The organism is Winogradskyella sp., from assembly GCF_028282165.1.
Classification (GTDB): domain Bacteria; phylum Bacteroidota; class Bacteroidia; order Flavobacteriales; family Flavobacteriaceae; genus Winogradskyella.
The window spans coordinates 132,948-153,613 of the sequence record NZ_JANQIM010000011.1 but is presented as its reverse complement, the minus strand read 5'-3'; the positions used below and the strand labels follow the sequence as shown (position 1 = coordinate 153,613).

General features: G+C 35.6%; 19 protein-coding genes. 2 read left to right on the top strand and 17 right to left on the bottom strand.

Annotated features, from left to right (window positions below; all coding sequences use genetic code 11):
• Positions 1-13 precede the first annotated feature (13 nt).
• The 9 genes from Q0972_RS05565 to Q0972_RS05525 all read right to left on the bottom strand — a co-directional run bounded on the left by Q0972_RS05565 (position 14) and on the right by Q0972_RS05525 (position 11,345).
• Entirely contained in the window at positions 14-319 is a 306-nt protein-coding gene (locus Q0972_RS05565; protein WP_299363605.1) for a hypothetical protein, read from the bottom strand.
• Positions 320-3,523, bottom strand: a complete 3,204-nt coding sequence (locus Q0972_RS05560) for an efflux RND transporter permease subunit (RefSeq protein ID WP_299363603.1) — start codon at positions 3,521-3,523, stop codon at positions 320-322. It lies immediately after the preceding gene.
• Positions 3,524-3,546: 23 nt separating this feature from the next.
• Complete coding sequence (locus Q0972_RS05555; protein ID WP_299363602.1) at positions 3,547-4,626, bottom strand: efflux RND transporter periplasmic adaptor subunit; 1,080 nt, start codon at positions 4,624-4,626, stop codon at positions 3,547-3,549.
• A gap of 25 nt (positions 4,627-4,651) precedes the next feature.
• Positions 4,652-5,959 (bottom strand): TolC family protein, encoded by a 1,308-nt coding sequence (locus Q0972_RS05550; RefSeq protein WP_299363601.1) that lies wholly within the window; start codon positions 5,957-5,959, stop codon positions 4,652-4,654.
• 137 nt (positions 5,960-6,096) lie between these two features.
• A complete protein-coding gene (locus Q0972_RS05545; RefSeq protein ID WP_299363599.1) occupies positions 6,097-6,231 on the bottom strand; it encodes a hypothetical protein in 135 nt (44 codons plus the stop codon).
• Between the two features lie 71 nt (positions 6,232-6,302).
• A complete protein-coding gene (locus tag Q0972_RS05540) occupies positions 6,303-7,763 on the bottom strand; it encodes an FAD-dependent oxidoreductase (protein WP_299363597.1) in 1,461 nt (486 codons plus the stop codon).
• A gap of 129 nt (positions 7,764-7,892) precedes the next feature.
• Complete coding sequence (gene cydB / locus Q0972_RS05535; protein ID WP_299363596.1) at positions 7,893-8,930, bottom strand: cytochrome d ubiquinol oxidase subunit II; 1,038 nt, start codon at positions 8,928-8,930, stop codon at positions 7,893-7,895.
• 11 nt (positions 8,931-8,941) lie between these two features.
• Positions 8,942-10,288, bottom strand: a complete 1,347-nt coding sequence (locus Q0972_RS05530) for a cytochrome ubiquinol oxidase subunit I (protein ID WP_299363595.1) — start codon at positions 10,286-10,288, stop codon at positions 8,942-8,944.
• A gap of 298 nt (positions 10,289-10,586) precedes the next feature.
• A complete protein-coding gene (locus Q0972_RS05525) occupies positions 10,587-11,345 on the bottom strand; it encodes a helix-turn-helix transcriptional regulator (protein WP_299363593.1) in 759 nt (252 codons plus the stop codon).
• 140 nt (positions 11,346-11,485) lie between these two features.
• Between Q0972_RS05525 and Q0972_RS05520 the strand changes: the two genes are divergently transcribed.
• Positions 11,486-12,364 (top strand): T9SS type A sorting domain-containing protein, encoded by an 879-nt coding sequence (locus tag Q0972_RS05520; protein WP_299363591.1) that lies wholly within the window; start codon positions 11,486-11,488, stop codon positions 12,362-12,364.
• A gap of 46 nt (positions 12,365-12,410) precedes the next feature.
• Here the strand turns inward: Q0972_RS05520 and Q0972_RS05515 are convergent, their stop codons facing one another.
• The 6 genes from Q0972_RS05515 to Q0972_RS05490 all read right to left on the bottom strand — a co-directional run bounded on the left by Q0972_RS05515 (position 12,411) and on the right by Q0972_RS05490 (position 18,666).
• On the bottom strand, positions 12,411-13,004 hold the full coding sequence (locus Q0972_RS05515) for a DNA alkylation repair protein (protein ID WP_299363589.1): 594 nt from the start codon (positions 13,002-13,004) through the stop codon (positions 12,411-12,413).
• A gap of 126 nt (positions 13,005-13,130) precedes the next feature.
• Complete coding sequence (locus Q0972_RS05510) at positions 13,131-13,877, bottom strand: YoaP domain-containing protein (protein ID WP_299363588.1); 747 nt, start codon at positions 13,875-13,877, stop codon at positions 13,131-13,133.
• Positions 13,878-13,908: 31 nt separating this feature from the next.
• Positions 13,909-14,799 carry an AraC family transcriptional regulator gene (locus tag Q0972_RS05505; protein WP_299363587.1) on the bottom strand — a complete coding sequence of 297 codons (891 nt, stop codon included), beginning with the start codon at positions 14,797-14,799 and terminating at the stop codon, positions 13,909-13,911.
• A gap of 280 nt (positions 14,800-15,079) precedes the next feature.
• Positions 15,080-17,338 (bottom strand): TonB-dependent receptor, encoded by a 2,259-nt coding sequence (locus Q0972_RS05500; RefSeq protein ID WP_299363586.1) that lies wholly within the window; start codon positions 17,336-17,338, stop codon positions 15,080-15,082.
• A 99-nt stretch (positions 17,339-17,437) separates the two neighbouring features.
• Complete coding sequence (locus Q0972_RS05495; RefSeq protein WP_299363585.1) at positions 17,438-17,827, bottom strand: hypothetical protein; 390 nt, start codon at positions 17,825-17,827, stop codon at positions 17,438-17,440.
• Between the two features lie 170 nt (positions 17,828-17,997).
• On the bottom strand, positions 17,998-18,666 hold the full coding sequence (locus Q0972_RS05490; protein ID WP_299363584.1) for a peroxiredoxin: 669 nt from the start codon (positions 18,664-18,666) through the stop codon (positions 17,998-18,000).
• Between the two features lie 88 nt (positions 18,667-18,754).
• Here Q0972_RS05490 and Q0972_RS05485 point away from each other — a divergent pair, with 88 nt between their 5' ends.
• Positions 18,755-19,294 carry a GNAT family N-acetyltransferase gene (locus Q0972_RS05485; RefSeq protein ID WP_299363583.1) on the top strand — a complete coding sequence of 180 codons (540 nt, stop codon included), beginning with the start codon at positions 18,755-18,757 and terminating at the stop codon, positions 19,292-19,294.
• Between the two features lie 33 nt (positions 19,295-19,327).
• Here the strand turns inward: Q0972_RS05485 and trxA are convergent, their stop codons facing one another.
• Positions 19,328-19,624, bottom strand: a complete 297-nt coding sequence (gene trxA, locus Q0972_RS05480; protein ID WP_299363582.1) for a thioredoxin — start codon at positions 19,622-19,624, stop codon at positions 19,328-19,330.
• Entirely contained in the window at positions 19,617-20,636 is a 1,020-nt protein-coding gene (locus Q0972_RS05475) for a DUF3365 domain-containing protein (RefSeq protein ID WP_299363580.1), read from the bottom strand. Before Q0972_RS05475 ends, trxA begins: the two co-directional genes overlap by 8 nt.
• Positions 20,637-20,666: the final 30 nt, after the last annotated feature.

Here is a 20,666-nt window from a genome sequence, read left to right as displayed (position 1 = left end):
TTTTGTTTTTGGATTAAATGTGTTTTTCAATTGGCACCACTACTGCCTTTATGGGGTTACTGGTTTCAAGATGCTTATTAAACTCTCTAATGAGTTCAAAAAGAATATCCACCTTATCATCCTGCGTAAATGAAAATAGCAGGATTGATTCGGCTCCACCAGATTTGCTTGAAAACCAGCTATTCGTTATTAATAATGATTTCGCAGTTTTATAACCGTCAATCTCCGAGCCACTAAAACTCTCTATTTTAGCTTTTTTAAAAAGCTCTAAGACCTCATTATGATAATGCTCAACAGAAGTGACAATCAATAATTTCATTTATTTGTAATTTTTTCTTTCAATTAGATAATACACCAATGGTACAACTAACAGCGTTAACACTGTAGCTGTAATAGTCCCTCCCATAAGCGAAATGGCTAAGCCTTGAAATATCGGATCAAACAAAATGACAAAAGCACCTATTACGACCGTTCCTGCTGTTAACAATATTGGGGTTGTTCGCACAGCTCCAGCCTCGATAACAGCTTGTTTTAAGGGAATACCTTCTGTTAGCCTAAGATTTACAAAATCAATCAGTAATACAGAATTACGAACCATAATACCTGCTAAGGCAATCATTCCTATAAATGATGTTGCCGTAAAAAAAGCTCCTAATAGCCAATGCCCGATTACAATACCAACCATAGACAGGGGAATAGCCACCATCATTACAATGGGTGCTCTAAAGTTTTGAAACCAACCAACGATCAAGATATATATGATGATGATGACTCCCAAGAATGCAATCCCAAGATCTCTAAAAACTTCTAGGGTAATTTGCCACTCGCCATCCCATTTTACAGTGAAATTATCTTCAAATTCTGGCTGACCTAAATACTTTTCTTCTAGACTGTAACCTTTTGGCAGTTCAATGACTTTTAACTTTTCTTCCATGCCTAGGATAGCATATACTGGACTTTCTAGCTTACCAGCCATATCTGCCATGACATAAACCACTCTTTTTTGATTTTTTCTATAGATATTTTTTGCTCTGGTACGCTTATAGATATTCACTAAATCTCCAACAGAAATCATATCCCCTTGTTTTGACTTAATCTTTAATTGAGAAATGTCAGAAATGGTAGATTTTTCCTTTTCATCAAGTGCTAATACCAACCCTACCTGTTCAGATGAATATTCATTATACATAGTGCTAGTAGCTCTATTTGATAGTGCCATGTTCATCGTGAAGGCTATCTGTTGCGGAGCAACACCGTACAGCATAGCTTTTTCATTATCGACAACAAAGTCATATTCAATCTGGTCAGCTTCTACCATCCAATCGATATCCACGACATCTTTGGTGTTTTTAAGAATATCTTGAACAGTATTAGCCACTTCAATTTGCCTATCATAATCAGGACCATACACCTCAGCAACTATTGTCGACAAAACTGGCGGCCCAGGTGGTACCTCGACCAACTTTACATTAGCATTGAATTCTTCAGCAATTTTCTGAATGTCTGACCTCATTAGTTTTGCAATATCATGACTTTGAGAACTTCTGTCATGCTTATCGGTTAGATTCACCTGAATATCTGCCATGTTGCTTCCTCCACGCAAATCATAATGACGTACCAAACCATTAAAGGTGATTGGGGCTGAAACACCCACATAGCTTTGATAGTTTACTACTTCTGATCTAGTGGCTAGGTACTGAGCAATCTCTTTCGTCACAGCTAATGTGCGTTCCAAAGTGGTCCCTTCTGGCATATCAATCACCACCTGAAACTCATTCTTGTTATCAAAGGGCAACATCTTTACGGCAACAGATTTGGTAAAGAACATAGCCAGTGAGCCGATTAATAGTAACACCGTAATTCCTAGGAAAACCCAACGTTTGGTTCTGTTTTCAATCAAGGGCCGCTCAAGTTTATTATATATCTTATACACAAAGGAAGACTCCATTTGCTTAACTTCGTCTACTTCATGTGGCTTATTCTCTTTTTTATCTTTTTCGCGTAAGAATAGGTATCCTAAATACGGTGTAATCGTTAATGCAACAAAGAGCGATAGCAACATTGCTATGGACGCACCGATGGGCATAGGACTCATGTAAGGCCCCATTAAACCTGAAACAAATGCCATAGGCAATACCGAAGCAATTACAGTAAATGTTGCTAGTATCGTAGGATTACCTACTTCGTTTATGGCATATAAAGCAGCTTGCTTAAAGGGTAGACGTTTCATTTTAAAATGCCTATGCATATTTTCTGCTATTATGATGGAATCATCGACTACAATACCAGTTACGAATACCAAAGCAAAGAGCGTAATTCGGTTTAAGGTATAATCAAGCATATAATAGCTCAAAAGCGTAAGGGCAAATGTTACAGGGACAGATAAAAACACTACTAAACCGCCACGCCAACCCATAGCCAGCATTACAACTAGTGTAACCGCTATTATCGCACCGATTAAGTGCATCAATAGTTCTGATACTTTTTGAGAGGCCGTTTTTCCGTAGTTTCTGGTAATTTCTACGTGGACATCATCTGGAATTAAAGTACTTCTAAGTTGTTCAACTTTATCAATTATGACATCCGATATTTTCATCGCATCAGCACCTTTTCGTTTTGCAACAGAAATGGTCACTGCTGGATATTCTGATTTAAAATCGCTCTTTTTTTCACTAGCTCCACCAAACCCTAGCGAGACATAGTTTTTAGGCAATTCAGGCCCATCAACTACTGAAGCTATTTGCTTCAAATAGATAGGTTGATTTTGTTGTACGCCAACAACCAAATTCTCAACATCTTCTGCAGTTTCTAAAAACTTTCCTGTGCTTACTGCATATTCGGTATCACTTTTATCAAAACTTCCTGAGCTTAGCTGTTTGTTGTTAACCTTTATCATTTCAGCTACGGTCAAGAAATCCAACCCACTTGTTGCGAGTTTGTCTTTGTCTAACACAACACGCATTTCGCGACTACGACCACCAATTTTTTTTGTAATGGCTACATCATTTACTTTTTCAATTTCATCGGTGAGTTCTTGCGCTATGAGCTTTAGCTCGTAATCGTCGTAATTCTCACTCCATAAGGTAAGTCCTAGCATTGGGACATCGTCAATAGCACGTGTCTTTACCAAGGGAAAGGTCACTCCTTGTGGCATGATGTCCATGTGCTTGTTGATTTCATTGTAGAGTTTTACAAATGATCGCTCAATATCTTCCCCAACATAAAACTGAACTATCACCATACCCTGTTCTTTCATAGACGTAGAATACACATACTCTACTCCTTTTATATTTGAGATTAATTTCTCTAAAGGTTTTATGACACGCGATTCTACTTCTGTCGGGCTTGCTCCTTGATAGCCGACAAAAATATCAGCCATTGGTACATCTATCTGCGGTTCCTCTTCTCTGGGTATCAAAAATGAACTGTATACCCCAATAACCATAAACACTATCATTAAGAGAATAGTAAGTTTAGAGCCAATGAAACTCTTCGCTATTTTTCCTGCTAAACCGTCTTTCATTTTTTTAATGATATTTACATTGGTTATTCAATTGTAACTTTAGCTCCGTTGTATAGTTTTGCTTCGGAAGAAACTATGTAGGATTCATTGGTTGATAGCCCTGATAACACCTCTACATTATCTCCGAACACTCTTCCCAAGCGCAGCCAACGCAATACTGCCGTGTTGCTTTGGCTCACGGTATAAACGCCAGATAATTGACCATTGTTTACCAAGGCTTTGGTTGGGATTAATACCCTGTTTTTAGTAGCTGGAGTATTCTCTACTGGAAATTGAACCATAGCATACATTCCAGAAAAAATATCGGTATCTGTCTTACCTAAATTGATTTTTACCAAATATTGCCCTCCGGTATTTTTAGCTGAGGTACTTACTTCAGTAACTTTTCCTTTCACAGATTTATCTATTGATTTTATCAACACATCAACTTCAGTGTTATTCTTAATTCGTAAAATTTCATTTTCCGGTACCGTAGCGATTACTTCAAATTGACCTTGAGTTTCAACAGCAATTAAGGGTACTCCTGGATTTGCCATATCGCCTTTCTCAATAAATGTATTGGTGATAACACCAGAGAAAGGTGAGCGAATATTAGCATAACTAAATTGCGCATTTACCTCATTCTTCATTTGCTTTGCCACCTCCAATCTTGCTTTGGCCATCTCAAATTGAGCCATCATATCATCGAGTTCTTTTTGCGAAGCACTGTTTTCTGCAAACAGGTTTTGGAAACGCTGATAATCCTTTTTAGTATTTTTGTAAACCGCGGTAGCTTCGGTTATGTTTGCATTGATTTGTGCAGCCTTTGCTTGCAGATCGGTATTGTTTATAGATATTAAAAGTTGCCCTTTACTTACCTTATCTCCTACTTTAACATGAGTTTTCGTTACAAAACCCATCATCCTAGTGCTTAAATTAGCACTATTACTTGCTTGTATTTTACCGCTTACTGTTAGGAAAGGATTGTTATTATCAGTTTTTACGTTTTGAACCACTACTTTAACGGCGGGCGAGTCATCCACAAATGTCTTCTCTTCATTAGAACCACATGCCATAAATAAGAGCAAAGTCGCACACAGAACTGATTTATATATTTTTTTCATTACTTTCTCTTTTGTTGTTTTTGTTTTACTTTGAAAGGAATTTTAGATAGGATTGGGCATTGTTATACTCAAACACTGTTTGAAAATATTCTAATTGTTTTTGCGCATATAGCGTTTCTGCCAATAACAAATCTGAAGTCTTTTCTAATCCTTCCTTAAAACGATTAATCCTAATTCGCAGTGATTCTTCAGATTGAGACAGTGCCAACGCTGTTAACTCCAACTTGTTCTTAGTATCAATAAGCATCCTGTTTGCCTTGTTTAATTCTAACTGGCTTTGTGACCTATATTGTTTATACTCTAATTGAGATTTTTCGTAAGTAGCCTTACTTTTCTGTGCTTTGCCAAAGCGTTTAGAACCCTCAAAAATATTCCAACTTAGCTGTGCCCCAAATGTATATCCACTTGCATTGGCTTGAAAAATTTTATCATCAAATAATTCGTAAGAACCAAATGCATTTAAGCGTGGTAAAAATGACATTCTATCTGCTTTACTTATAGACTCATAGGCATCTGAAGTCAGCTCCATTGCCTTTACATCAGCTCTATCCTCAGAAACAGTTTGTGTATCTTTCAAACCATAGCCAATTAGTTGCAAGCTATCGGCTGGTTGATAGAGGATATAGGTTTTATCATCCATTAAATAAGAAAGATAGTTTGATGCATTTGCGACATTGCTTTTTGCGGTTTGCAATTGGTTTTTTACTTCCGTAACACGCACTTCTACTGCTAAAACATCTGCTCTTTGTAAATAACCCTGCTTAAATCTATCATTGGCTAATTTAAGATTGGCTTGTGAAGCTTCTAAAACTTTTTCTAGCACACTCACTCCTTTGTAAGTCAATTGTAATTGCATATAGGCTTTTTCTACCTCAAATTCTAAATACTCTTTAGTGCGTTGCTTTTGAAATTCCATAGCCTGCATCCTCATCTTTGCAGCTTTGCGCTGATAAATACCATCAATATTAATAACAGGTTGTTGGATTTCGAACTTAGTTGCATAGTTCTCTATTTGGCTAGGATCGTTCAATAAAAGCGGATTGAAATCACTTTGGGTCAAGATTTCTTGGTTCAATTTTGAACCAAAGGCCATCAATGGGTTGGTGGTAGCAATCGCCGTATGCGACGCCATTATATTAGGTAGAAAAATTGTATTGGTTTGGCGAAAATCGGCTTGAGCCTCTTGAAAACTTTGTTCCGAAATCTTTAAAGATGTATTGTTTTTGCTTACCCTACTAACTACTTCTTCTTTTGTAATTAAAGTGATTTGTTGTGCATTGGTTTGGTAAAACCACAATAGTGAACTAAATATTGCGACGGTTTTGTATTTCATGTTACAAAAAATATTGATACAAATTTAGTTTTGGAGTTTGGCATTTACAGTAACTCAGGTTACCTATGAAAAAAAAGCACCCATTATAAAAATGGATGCTCTTTTACTAACCAACCAAAATCACTGACCAATAAACATCAGTTTGTTCTTCTTGTGCCGCCATGTCCTCCGGCAACTACAATCATAATTTTTATACTTAGATAAATAAACTTGAAGAATTGTATTATAGGGTTTTGCATGCGATGCTTCTGTTTTTTTGATATTCTTTCCATGACTGATTTATTAGTTTTTCTATTTGAATCTTCTAGTTTTAATGCGAAATCTTCTTGTTCAAATTGATTTCCTATTCAGGAATCAACCACCAAAAGGGCTTCATTTTTGCTTTGTAAATAAAGGCATGGTGTAATGCTAATTTTAGCCAGTGGCCGGCCAAACCAATATCTCCAAAAGTTTTGCCCAATTTACGACCATGGGTATTTGGATACTTTTCAAAATCTGGGACAATAGGGTATGTTGTGATACTAACACCACTTCCTTCTAGCATACCAAAACCTGCTGAAGCAATACAAGCAGCTCCCATATTGCCTAGTGAGCCTTTATGGTGCAACGAGATGTTATGGCCATTTTTAATGGAGTCTATAATATTGTCGGCCACAAGTTTTGCCGTAATCCCTGAAGGCATTCCTGTGCGCGGAGGGGAAGGTGTTATCTGTGTACCGCTTTTACTTGTTCTTGGTTTTGAAATCGGATGTGGTGGCGCAAAAGCAATGCCTGGCGCAAAAATGTTGGGATAACTAGGGTTTTGATAGGTTTCTGGCCAATCTTGGACACGCCATTTTTCATAGGGTTTTGGGGTGTAATCGGCATCAACAATCATAAAACCTTTAAAGAGTTTGTTTGTGATATCGTTTCCTACTTTACTGAATGCTTTGAATCCATGACCAGAAAACGCTGGGATGAGCATGGCAAAATCGTAGGTTAGGGATTTTTGTTCACCATCAAGCGTTTCGTAATGTGCAACACCATCTTCAATCTTGTTAACGCCTGCGCCCAGTATCCATTTGATCCCTCTGTCTTCAAATATCATTTCGACCATTTCGCTCGATTTCATATTGATGTTTCCGTAGCTCATTAACATACCATCCATGCCAAAATCACCTAATCGGTATTCATTAGAAATCCAGGTAATTTCTGCCTTGTCCCTTATCTTATGTTTACATAGTTCTTTTTCGACGTTTAAAATGTACTCAAAAGCTGCACCCTGGCACGTAGATTTTGCGTGACCAGTACCGATTAGTATTTTCACCTTTTGCCCATTTTTCATACGTGTTATCTGTTCATTCAACGCATCCCACGCATGTTCTGCATGACCATAGGTACATACAGAATAGGCTTTGTTAATGCCTGGTCGTAAGCCTACTGTGGCTTCAAAATCTAATTTTGGACCTGTAGCGTTTATTAAGTAGTCGTAGGTTACCTTTTCTTGAGCACCCTTATTTTCGCCCGTAACAAATTCCACAACCACATATGGTTTTTCTTCATTTTCATCTCCTTCGGGATGAAAAGATATTGCTTTGGCTTGCTTATAACCAATACCTTTCTTTTTGTATAGAGGAGCTAATGGAAAAAGTACATCTTCAGGTTTCATTCTACCAATGCCTACCCAAATATTTGATGGTACCCATTGATAATTGCTGTTTGGGGAAACCACTAAAACTTCATGCTTTTTTGGTAGTTTTCTGCGTAAATGTGATGCAGCTACATGCCCAGCTATTCCTGCTCCTAAGATTACAATTTTGGACATAATAAATTGGATTTTAAACAAAGGTAGAATAGTATGGATACCGCCACAGTGACTTAGGTTACATAAAAAAGGGCATCAGTAATGACGCCCTTCTCCCATGAAACACTTAGTTATTGCTCATACCTAATGCTAATAACTTGTATCATCTAACTTTACCTTACCATTGAAAGTTCTATATAGAAAAAGGAAATACATTGCTAACAAAGGTGCTCCTATGAGCACTATTGTTAACATTATTCCTAAAGATTTTTGAGATGAAGCAGCATTGTAAATAGTTACACTATATTTTGGATCAATGGTAGAGGGTAACAAAACAGGATACATTTGAAAGGCAACTAACATGAGTAAAAAAGCCATAGTCAATGATGAGAATACTAAAGCATACTCATATTTCTTTTTTGAAACAAGTCTTGGTACGTTGGCGACGGCCAAGAACGCTAGAGCTGGTAAGATAAAAAATACTGGGTTCTCCTTGAATTTATCTGTAACCCCTGAAATATATATCAACGTGTAAAAGGATGTAAACGCAAAGCTAAGAATAAAAAAAATCATCCCCTTTTTCAATAAAAAAGTTAATCTGGCGTGTAAGCGTCCTTCTGTTTTCAGCAATAAGAAAATGGCGCCTTGGGTCATAAAAATGAATAACGTGGTTAATCCTACCATAAGGGCATAAGGACTTAAGAATGAAAAGAAAATACCACCTTGGTAGCCAAAATTTTCTCCAATTTCAAAACCTTGTAATAAGTTTCCTAGAACAACACCTAACAAAAAGGCTATTAATGTATTGGATACAAAATAGACAATATCCCAAGTTCTACGCCACCATTTCATTTCTTCGGCACTACGGAATTTTATTGCTGCGGAGCGTAACACAAGTAGCATCAAAAATAACATAAAAGGAATATACATGGCCGATAACATAGTAGCATACATTACCGGGAATCCTGCAAACAGGGCACCTCCACCAATGATGAGCCAAACTTGATTAGCATCCCAAAGCGGACCTATGGCGTTAATGGCTATGCGACGACTTAAATCTTTTTTAAAAAACAAATGCCAAGCTCCTGCGCCGTAGTCAAATCCCTCTAAAATGGCATAGCCAGAAAATAGAAGACCTACTACTAAATACCAAAGTGTTGGATAATCTAAACCTAAAATTGTTTCCATAGCTTTTCAATTTATACAAGTTGTAAGTCAGTTTGTATTTCTTCGTAAGGCCCTTTTTTAATTTTTTTGTTCAACGAATAGAGGAACAATAGAAATAATATAGTATATACAACAAAGAACAGAATTAAAGAGAATAAGATTTGATTAGACGACACCTCTTGTGAAAAAGCTTCGTTGGTTCTCAGATGCCCATATACTACCCATGGCTGTCTACCCATTTCCGCGGCAAACCAGCCTACCTGATTAGCTATTTGGGGTAGGAGTACAGAGAAAGCGAAAATCTTCAACAACCATCTTTTGTTAAATAATTTCTTTTTCCACCAGAGAAAGCTGGCATATATAGTGAGACCTATTAAAAACAGTCCTATGGCCACCATAATATGATAAAATTGGAAAACTGCATTGACTTGAGTAGGCCTGTCTTCTTTTGGAAATGCATCTAAACCTGTGATTGGAGCATTAAAATCTTGATGTACCAAAAATGATAAACCGCCAGGTAATTTTATTCCCCTAACCTCTTGTGTTTTGTCGTCTACCCAACCAAACAAATACAAATCTGCGGGTGACGAAGCTTCGTAATGGCCTTCCATAGCGGCTAACTTAGCGGGTTGATTTTTTGCAACTCCATCTGCAGAGCTGTGTCCAGATAAAAGTTGTGTCAAAGAGATAACAGTAGCGACTATGAGTGCTATTTTAAATCCCCTTCTGGAAATTTCAACATACCTTCCTTTTAAAAGATAATACGCATGTACACTAAGCACTAAAAAAGCTCCTGCCAAAAATGCACCTTGCCATACATGGATTATTCTATCAACACTAGACGGATTAAAGACCATCTCCCAGAAATCGGTTATTTCTGCCCGCGCATTTAATCCTTCACCTACAATGTGATAACCTGCAGGTGTTTGTTGCCAACTATTGGCCACCACTATCCAAACAGCGGAAAACATAGAACCTAAAAAGACTCCAATTGTAGAAATGAAATGTACTTTAGGTGATACTCGATTCCATCCAAAAATCAAAATACCAAGGAAAGTACTTTCTAATCCAAAGGCGAATAGTCCCTCAGCTGCTAGAGCACTACCAAAAATATCACCTACATACTTAGAATATACAGACCAATTCGTTCCAAATTCAAATTCCATGATAATACCAGTTGCAACGCCGATGCCAAAGGTTATAGCAAAGACTTTCAACCAAAAACGGGTCAGTACCTCATAATGCTTGTTTCCTGTTTTTAGATAGAGCCCTTCAAATATGACCATTAATAATCCTAAACCTATGCTTAAAGGTGGATAGATATAGTGAAAAGCAACAGTAAACGCAAATTGGATTCTAGCTAGAATTTCTGTATCCATAGGACTAAAATTTTAGTCAAAGGTATTTTGCAGAATACTATTTTAAAGCAACTGGTGTTACATATAAAGAAAATTAACTTTTAGCGCAACTTTAGTTACTTGATTTTGCTTCTAATGTGTATAGTTTTGTAATGGTTATAATGAGTTAAGGTCATGGTTTATTAAAGGTTGACTATAATTCATTTTCTTTATGTAATATGGGTAATTCTTTCTTTTAGCAACTACCTACTAATTGCTCTAATACTCAATTTGAATTTTTTATAGCTTTGGTTTCAATACGACTAATAAACGATCATTTTTATAAACGTAAAATCAACAATTCTCGGGTTGATTTTAACCCTAATTTTTTAAGAATATTTCTACGGTGAGTATCTACGGTGTGTTTGCTTCGGTTTAACTTTTCAGAGATTTGTGTAGATGTTAAACCTTTTTTCAATAATGCGGTAATTTCTTGTTCTGTTTTTGTTAAAGCACTAATACTCTTTTTATCATCTTCCATTAGATTATTTTTCTGATGAACGTTTCCTTCAACATCAATATATTTTATAGTATAACTAAACGATTCGCTCAAAGGAATGGTGGGAATCGCTTTCCAGTGGGCAATATCAAGTATAACATTATGCTCTGCATCAAATAACAAAGGTTTTATCGTGGCATGAGTGATCTGGTAGCGATCTTGCTTTCGGTTAAAAATTCGGGCGATATAATTAATTTCCAAGCTATCTCTAAAATCTTTAGGAATAGTTTGTAGATAGTCAAAAACCTGTTTTTGAAGTACTAAAACTTTAGAGCGATCTTCTGGATGGTGTAACTGCAAGCCCAATTCTATTCCATTGGCGTAAAAATTTTCGGGAAAATATCCACAAATAGCAAAAGCGTTTTTTGAAGCATATTTTACACTAAAATCCCTGTAATCTTGAATAAAAATTGCCCCTTGAATTAAGTTTTCGGCTTGATTTAGCCTCTCAACTATTTCTTGAAGTTTTTCATGATAATCATTAGTACTAAGTTTTAACGTGTCTTTCCAGTGGCTAAAAATCGAAGTAAACGTACTCACTAGCTAGTATTTTGGTACTCATTATTGAGTATTCTTTTTCTTGATTCAAATATAAGAATAAATCAGTGTTGATATTTGACAGCGTATATAAATAAAACCGTTTAAAACATAAATTAACCCCAAATATAAATTACGAAAACATGGATAAAGTTTTGCTTAGTATTATTGTATTCGCTTCTTTTTGTTTGAACTTAATCGCCCAGAATGTTGTTATTCCCGATACAAATTTTAAAGCCTATTTGGTTGGACAACCGTTTATTAACACAAATTCTGATTCTGAAATACAAGTATCAGAAGCACAAACCTATGTAGGACCTATCAATTGTTCAGGTTTGAATATTTCTGATTTGACAGGTATAGAAGCCTTTACATCACTCACCGCTTTAAATTGTAGCAGTAACCAGATTAGTACCTTAGATGTTTCGCTAAATATAACACTAACTAACTTAAATTGTAGCAATAACCTAATCACCAGTCTTGCATTACCCATAGGGTCAAACCTTACTACTTTAAATGCCTCGTCTATTTTATTGGAGTCATTAAATTTAAGTATGCTCACAGGACTAACTTCCGTAGAAGTACAAAATAATTCAATCATAAATTCTTTAAATGTTGCTAATGGTAACAACGAAGATTTTAATGATTTTGATGCATCTAACACTCCTAATTTAACTTGTATTGATGTAGATAATGTTTCGTACAGCGATGCGGTTTGGATTCCTTGGGGAAGTATAGATAGCGGAGACCAATTTAGTTTAGACTGTTCAACTTTAAGCACAATTGATTTTGATTTTGATTCAAAATTTAGACTATACCCAAATCCTGTCAAAAGTGAATTATTCATTGCAACGAAATTAATAATTTTGAAAGTTGAGATTATCTCCATTACAGGACTAAAAATCCTCGAAATGTATAATAATCTTGAACCAATTGATGTATCGAGATTACCATCAGGAGTTTTCCTTGTAAACATTATCACAAAAGAGGGGATTATTAATAAAAAAATAATAAAAGAATAGACTATCGCTGTTTTTATTATGAAAGAAAACAATAATAGGACTAGAACTATTTTGTAACTATTTTTTTTACGAATTCTACTCTTTTACTGTTTCCCCAATTTGAGATTTCTTTATCGACTAATTCTTTGTGTTTTTTACGGATATCTCTAAGCGAGTTTCCAACAGATCTTCTTAAGTATTCACTTTCGTCATCTCTGTTTGCGCTGATTAATGTAATAGCTATTTGAGGGTTTTCTTTAAAATAAGGTCTGCTTGTCCAAATTCTTAGTCCTTCAGTTACAGCTCTCTTTATGTTAGGGTTCTTATCAGATAACCATTTCTTAATCTTGGGTAAGCTATTTTCATAGCCTAAAGTTTTACAATAATGGTCAAAAGCCTTAGCCAACATTTCTTGGACTCTCCAATTTTCGTCTTTTCCAACTTCGGTTTCTAAAATATGTAAAGCATCTGTATTCTCTGTTGAAAGTTGTCCTAACAGATAAACTGCTAACATTCTTACTTGATAGGTTTCATCGGTCAAAAAGCTATTTGCCAAATCAAAGTGGTTTTGAGTTTTGTCTTTCAATATCAAACTTCCTGCCTCGATAATATGTTTAAAACCATGTTCGATTTTTTTTATTCTCTGAACCAGCTCCTGCATTTTACGTGATGCGTTTAAGGTTATTTCCGTATTTTCTCGCTATCCACTCTTCTCTCCCAAACTCTAAAAAACACAATCCATTATATGTGATAGAAGTATTAGAAAAGGGTACTTTGTTATAACATGTTATTCGATTAATTTGTCTAAATGCCTATCAACTTTTATTTCTAAGCTTACTAATTCTCCTTTATAAAAAACACTATTTATAATCCAAGGAATTGGCATTTTTCGTCCATCTTCTTGAGATTTAATATGATGTATTTCTATAGGAACATTCTTCTTTTTTGCATATGCTCTCAATAATTCGTTGGTGTAAAAATCAGTGAATGGGCAAGTATTAGAATAATATGCGGTGATTCCGTTATTGTTTGGACAAACACCAGATTTAGCAGTTTCCAAAAATCTTGGAAATTCAGCATTAGGATTTGTTCTAAATCCCCAAAGTTTAAAGTAAGGTTTTGCTTCATCAATGATTTCGAAACCATTATACTTTAAAAATCTTGGGTCAGTCATAAAAGGTCGTTTTTTATCACTTGACACCGCAATAACTCCATCCATGTTCTTTGAATCTTTCAGACATTGTTCTAAGAGTTTCTTTCCATTTCCTTTTCCTTTGAATTGTCCGGCGACCCAAAAACAATTGATAACCATAAAGTTCTTTCCTGTTAAGGGCAGCCAAGAACTCTCAATTGGAACATACTCAATAAAGACCTTTCCTCTAACATCAACTTTTTGAAAGTTGTAACCATTCTTAAACTCTTTCTTTAACCATTGCTTTTTCTTTTCATAGCCATTTCTACTTTTCTTATCGCTTATAGCACAGCAAATATGTTCGTCTTGTATATTCTTTTCAGTAAGTTTTAATATTTCCATTTTTTGCAAAAAAAGATGTTCTTTCTCAATACTATTTTATTGCAATCCATAATTCTGTAATTGAATCGGGATTGTCTGGGCCTAAATACTGCGCTCCATATCTCTCAAAACTTGCCCTTGCATCAAGCTGATATTCAGAGTTTGGTAACCATGTGCCATAGGCATAGTCAAATGACATTTGGATATTGCTCATTTTCCCTTTGTGTTTAAAGACAGCATATTTTCCACCTTCAATGGTTAAAGGCTTCAATCCAGCGGGTATGCCATCAAAACTATGAACCTCTACAGTTGCCCATTTTTCAAACTCCTTATCTTTTGTAAAACTCTCAATCTTAAAACTTGAATCAAATGGGTTCACTTCGTAACAACCCGTATTGGCATTATTCTTTATTTCTCCAATTCTTAACATAAAATCATTCCATAATTTTGGAATCTTGTTATTTGCTAACGACGTTAATATACTTAGCCCAACTAACTTTTTTTTATCAATATCTACAATTTTTGGCGTCATCGTTACATTACTTTTTAAATGATTTAATCTTTCGATTGTTAATCTTGCACGACCAAAGGCTATTTGGTCTTTATTCTGCATGCGATACTTTCTAGGGCTTGTACCGTAAACTTTTTTGAATGAACGGGTGTAAGCCTCTTGAGATTCAAATTGATAATCTAAGGCAATAGTCAATATTGAACGGTTAGAGTTTATTAAAGACTTTGAAGATCTTGAAATTCTTCTGCGTCTAAGATAGTTTCCAACTGTCTCTCCTGTTGTTGCCTTAAATACTCTGATAAAATGATACTTTGAAAAAAATGCTTTTTGCGCAATCGTCTCAACGGTAAGCTTATTCATGAGGTTATCCTCAATAAAGTTTATAGCTCTTTCAATTCGTTGATAATAATCATTTTTAACCATTTCTTTCATTGTAAAAATAGTTGAGAATATGATTGATTTTTTGATATTTATTGCTAAGTTATTGTTTAATTAATTTAATTAAAACACGCGTCTGTTCGTCGTTTGATTTTTTTAATATTCTCAATGAGTTTATCCATTTAATTCAAACTTTTACTTATTATGAACAACTTGCCAATGAAATAGGTTTCATATGGATTGAAAGGCCAGCAAGGTTTATATAGCCATTTATTTAGACCGTTTCTTTTAATAAAAAATTGAGGCGAAAACCACATTCTTCACCTCAATTTTTCTAAAAAGTAAGATTAAGATTAGCGAATACATTTCTACCTGGTGCAAATATAGGATCATTTGTTCCTCTCACAGAACGGTTGAGATGTTCATAGTAGTTCTCGTCAAATAGATTATTCACACCTGCATTAATGGATAGCTTATCAGATATTTCATAACCGATATTTATGTCTAAAAGGGTAAACGATGGGGTTACGGTTTCCCCAAATTCATTAGAAATTCTAGATTGTTCTGCTACATAACGGAAAGCAATTTCTGGGCTTAACTTATTCTTAAAGTAACTACCTGAAAGAACATATCTCAAATCCAAAGGTGCGATTTCTGGTAGGGGCTCATCACGTTCCATATCTTGACCATAGGTATATGCTATACCCAATTGATGTTGCAGACCTGCAAATAGTTTCTGCGACCAACTGATTTCAAAACCAGTTTTAAAAACTTCATCTATATTAATAAACTGTCTAACGCCCGGACTTGAAGGTAAGCGTGGATCGAAGTTGGGATTGATAACCGAAGAAATATAGTCTTGCAAATAAGACACAAACACATCGATATTGACTTTTGTTTTCTTATACGGCGTCCATTGTAAAGTTACATCAACCTGATTGTTGACTTCAGGATTTAGATCTGGATTACCTAACATTTCGAATGGGTCCTGACCTACGGGAAAAAAATTGATAAACCGTTCTGTAAGGCCGCCACTTCTTTGAGCACGTCCTAGCCAAAAGCCTGTTTTTACGGTAGTGCCAAAATCCTTAAGAATACCAACACTAAAACTTGGGTTGACTTGGGTAACTCTACTGTCTGAATATATTTGAGTAAACTCACCACTGGCATCATTAACTTTTGCATTGTTGAGTTCTAATCGTCCAGAAAATATGTAGTCAAAAGTAGATCCGTTTAGCTGATATTCTGTAAAAACTCCTGTTTTACTTATCCTACCATCTTGCCAAGCATTGTCCTCAAAAGTATTTCCTGCATTTGGTCCCATTAAAAACGCTCTCAGTCTGGTACCTTCCGCACCTTCTATACGTAAGTCAGCTCCTGCATATAAAGTACCTTTGGTAAAACGCCAAACACCTTCCGTTCTGCCACCATAATTAAAAGTTTTAGCCGCAGTTTCAGCATTGAGTGTGCGAGGGTCTAATGGCTTGAGCAAGTTGTTCATGAGATGATCGACAAAAGAGCCAAAAACCGTCGTATTCCAGCTTTGTAGTTTAGCTCTATTAAACTGGATATCATGTCTTACATTAAACATCCAAGTATCGTCTTCCCTCAAATCCATGGGTAAAGCAGGAAAGTCTGCATCTCTGGCACGATTATAAAGTGCAGATATCCTAAGCTGTTGCCTTGAAGTGATTTTAAATCCCATATTTGTCCCAAAGCTACCGCGTTGAAAATCTGCCTGTACTGTTTCGTCATTGCCTGAGGTATAATCATTGCCTTGAGACCACGAACCAAAAAAGCTAATATCATGCTTCTTACCACTGAAACCTATTTGACTCTCACCTCTTACAATGTCTCCATTGCTTTCGTAACCTGTTGATAGTCTACCATAAACATCATTTTCTATCGTAAAGCGAAGGTTAGTGGGCACAAAGTTTATGGTTGCTCCAAAACCACTTCCATAGCGAAGAGCATAAGGCCCTTTTAATACCTCAATACGATCTATCATATTAGGAGCCATTTGGCTTGTTGGTGGATCCATTCTGTTAGGGCAAGCCGCTGTTGCACTTTGCGCCCCGTTAAATACTATATTAAGTTGGTCATATTTAAACCCTCTAAAAACAGGGTCAAACCCATAATTACCTCCTTTACGAATACTGTTAAATGCTGGCAATTGGTTGAGTAATTGTGCCCCATCGTGTTCCATACGGTCTTGATGCTCTATGTTGAGCCTGCTCTCTGGTTGGGAACTCTGTTGTTTTACGCCTATAATAGTTACGGGATATAGATTTACAGTTTCTTTGTTTCTGTAAAACACTTTATTTTGGATGGCTATCTTAAGATCATTACCATATAACAACCATGAACCATAACTCATATGTGATATCGTTAGGGTTGCATTTTCAATAAAATCGAAACGAATCGTACCGTTTTCGTCCGAAATTCCATTTTGTTCGCCATACTCAAAGGTGGCTTGTACTATTGGCATGGCTGTCTCAAGGTCTAACAACCTTATTTCTTCTTGCTGAGTTTGAGCAAAAAGATGGGTAAATAGTGCACATAGTACTATGACTAAAATATATTTAATCTTCATTTTTAGTTTTATAATTTTATTAGAAAGTAATACACAACTAGAAGCACTACTGGAATACCAGAGTGCTATCTAAGAGTTTGGGTAGCAACACCCACTATGTTATACTAAATAGAATTTTGGCGGATGGAAAACATCAGGAAAATAGTTATAGTGATAAAAACAATCCCTGTAATAGGAAATCTTTTTTTCCGAATGACCGTCTGTTGAGATTAGGAGATGATATTTTTCAATTTGAGAATAGTAAACGACTTCATATCTGTCTTTTTCATTACTAGTTGGGACTTGATCTCGTTGCTGTTCTTCCGTTTTTTTAAGTTGCTCAGAAAGATAACACTTTCCGTTACAGGTTGACATTGGCTTCTCCTTATCTACACATAATACTTTCGCAATAAATTCCTGATTGATTTTAAAGTCGATCAAAATCCCGATCCTTATTAGGAAAGGCATCATTATAGCGGTAGTTACTATTATAGAAAACGCTTTTTTCAAACAGTTTTGAGCTTTATAAAAAGTAGAGATTTATGTTCCTCCCTAAATACCATAGAGTGGTCTGGTTTATAACTATTTTATGGCTTTAAAGATCAAACTTATCTATTTTTTAAACTATGATAATAATCATAAACTACAACTTATGCAGTATCCTAGCTTTTATTCTGTTTTTACGACAGTTCCTTCTTGGCAAGATACCAAGTTACTTTCTCAACGGAATCGTCTTCTAATCTTTTGTTGAGTTCATCCAACGATTTTGGTGGTGGTACAATGGCTTTGTCTCCCTTTTTCCAGTCCAACGGCATGGCGACTTTATATTTATCCGATGTTTGTAATGCCTCTAATGCCCTCAGAATTTCACTCATGTTTCTACCTACATTCAGTGGGTAATACATAATTAAGCGGATTTTCTTTTCAGGATCAATGAAAAATACGGCGCGTACAGCAGCTGTTTCACTTTCATTGGGCTGAAGCATCCCATAAAGTTTTGAAACTTTCATATCTAGGTCGGCAATGATGGGGAAATCAAAATACACCCCTGTGTTTTCCTTTACATTTTGTACCCATCCTAGATGCGCATGAATGCTATCGATACTAAGTCCCAATAATTCTGTATCAAGGGCATCAAATTCATCTTTTCTTATCGCAAAACCGCTCATTTCCGTAGTGCAAACCGGTGTAAAATCAGCTGGATGCGAAAACATAACAACCCACTTATCCTTGGCAAACTCTGAAAATTTAATTTGCCCTTTTGTTGTTAAAGCCTCAAAATCAGGTGCCTTATCGCCAATTCTTGGCATACTTTTTACGAGTTCTTGGTGAGTATCTGAGTTTTCCATAGTTATTTGAGTATTGTAAGTTACTTTTGTATAAAACTAAAGTGTAGCGAAGTAAATTGCAGTAACATTAGTTACAAACAACTAAAAAATGAAATATCTACAATATAGCGGACAAAAAGACGAGGACATTATTCAATTATTCAAAGAAACTTTTAATGATTCTGAAGGTGAAGATGAAGGAAAGCTTATTAGTAATTTGGTTAGTGATTTTCTTAATAGTGACAAACAAGAAAACATACGTGTATTTGTATCTGTTAATGAAGATAAAATTATTGGGTGTATTATTTTTTCAAAAATACAGTTTGAGCAACCTCATGTGAGAACGTTTATATTATCTCCTGTTGCAGTAGCTACTGATTATCATGGTAAAGGCGTTGGGCAAACACTTATCAACTTTGCACATTCAATATTAAGAGATGAAGGCGTACAGATAGTACTAACTTATGGTGATATTAATTTTTATTCAAAAGTTGGGTATTATCAAATTTCAGAAGAAATTATAAAAGCTCCTCTAAAATTGTCATATCCTCATGGGTGGTTAGCGCAATCCTTACAAGCTAAAGCGATACAACCTATAAACGAACAAACGTTTTGTGAAGCTCCACTAAACAAACAAGAGTATTGGTAAAGATTTTTTGTTGTAAACTTTTAGATATTGATATTAAAGGTGCCTTTTTATAACATGTATTAGGGTTGAAGTATCAACTATTCCTGATTGTTTCCATTTGATGGCGCCTTGTTTAAAAAGAATAAGTGTAGGGATACTTCTTATGTTGTAGTTAGAAGCTAACCTTTGATTTTTGTCAACATTAATTTTAATTATTGATACCTCTTCTTTTAGTTCTGCTTTAACATCCTGAAGTATTGGCAACATGGTTTTACAAGGCCCACACCATTCAGCAAAGAAATCTACTAAAACAGGTTTGTTAGAGCTTGTAAGTTCTGAAAATTTACTCATTCTTAGCGTCTTTAAATGTAATGCTCCAAATGCCTCTTACTTGATTTATCTTATAGCCTTTAGCCAGATCGTTAGGGTACAGGCTATTAATTGTAGCTAACACCTCAGATGTTATTTGCTCATTGGGTTCACCATGGCATTGCAGACACATAGTATTAGTTGTAATTGGGTAGTAAAATTGATTATATCCGTTCTTTTTTTCTACTACAGGCTCTGTTTTCTTGTCGTTTGCAATGAGCTCTTTAAAGTACTCGATTTTTTCTAGTTCTTCTATATTAGCCTTGTTGTTGGGATTTCTAGGTTTATCGCTTACTCTTTTTATAGTAGCGTTAAATTGGGTTGCCATGCTATCGGTTAGTGGATATGCTTTTTCATTACAAAAGGTTAAGGCTTCTAAAGTGCCTTTTGCTTGTATTGTGCCCATAAGATTCTTACCCAAAACCTTTTTAGTTCCTAAGGCATAACTAAGTCCAACATCTTTAACAGTCATATCGCTTACGCCAGCGGCTATCTTACCATTATTCTTATAGGGTTTTCTCTTCTTTTTGTGCCCATTTTCCCAATGTTCCTTAAACCAAGATGGTTCATCGATTTGGTAATCATAAATATACTCAGCGATCTGTACTATCTCTTCTTTTTTAAAAGGTTGATAAGGCATAACCCCAAATCTTCTTACCGCACCGCGCAGTTTTGCTCTATCCTTTGAGGGGTTTTTGAGAAAGTTCCACATTGCGTCAGTAAACACTTCTTTTGTTGTTTCATCGTCAATATAGTGGGCTTTAATGGCAATCATTGGTGGCCCGATTCTACCTTCTTTTTCTGCTGCTGATGGACTGTGACAAATGTAGCATTGAGTTTCCATCAATTTTTTACCAGAATGAATTTTTGTGGCTATTTCTTTTTTCTCTTCTGTCTTTTCATTTATAACAGGATTATAGGCTTCGGAGTTTCTATTATTGCAACCCGTAACTACTATAAGAATCAAAAAAAGGAAAGTTAGCGATCTGTTCATTTTAATTTCTGTTGCGATTAATTCTGTTAA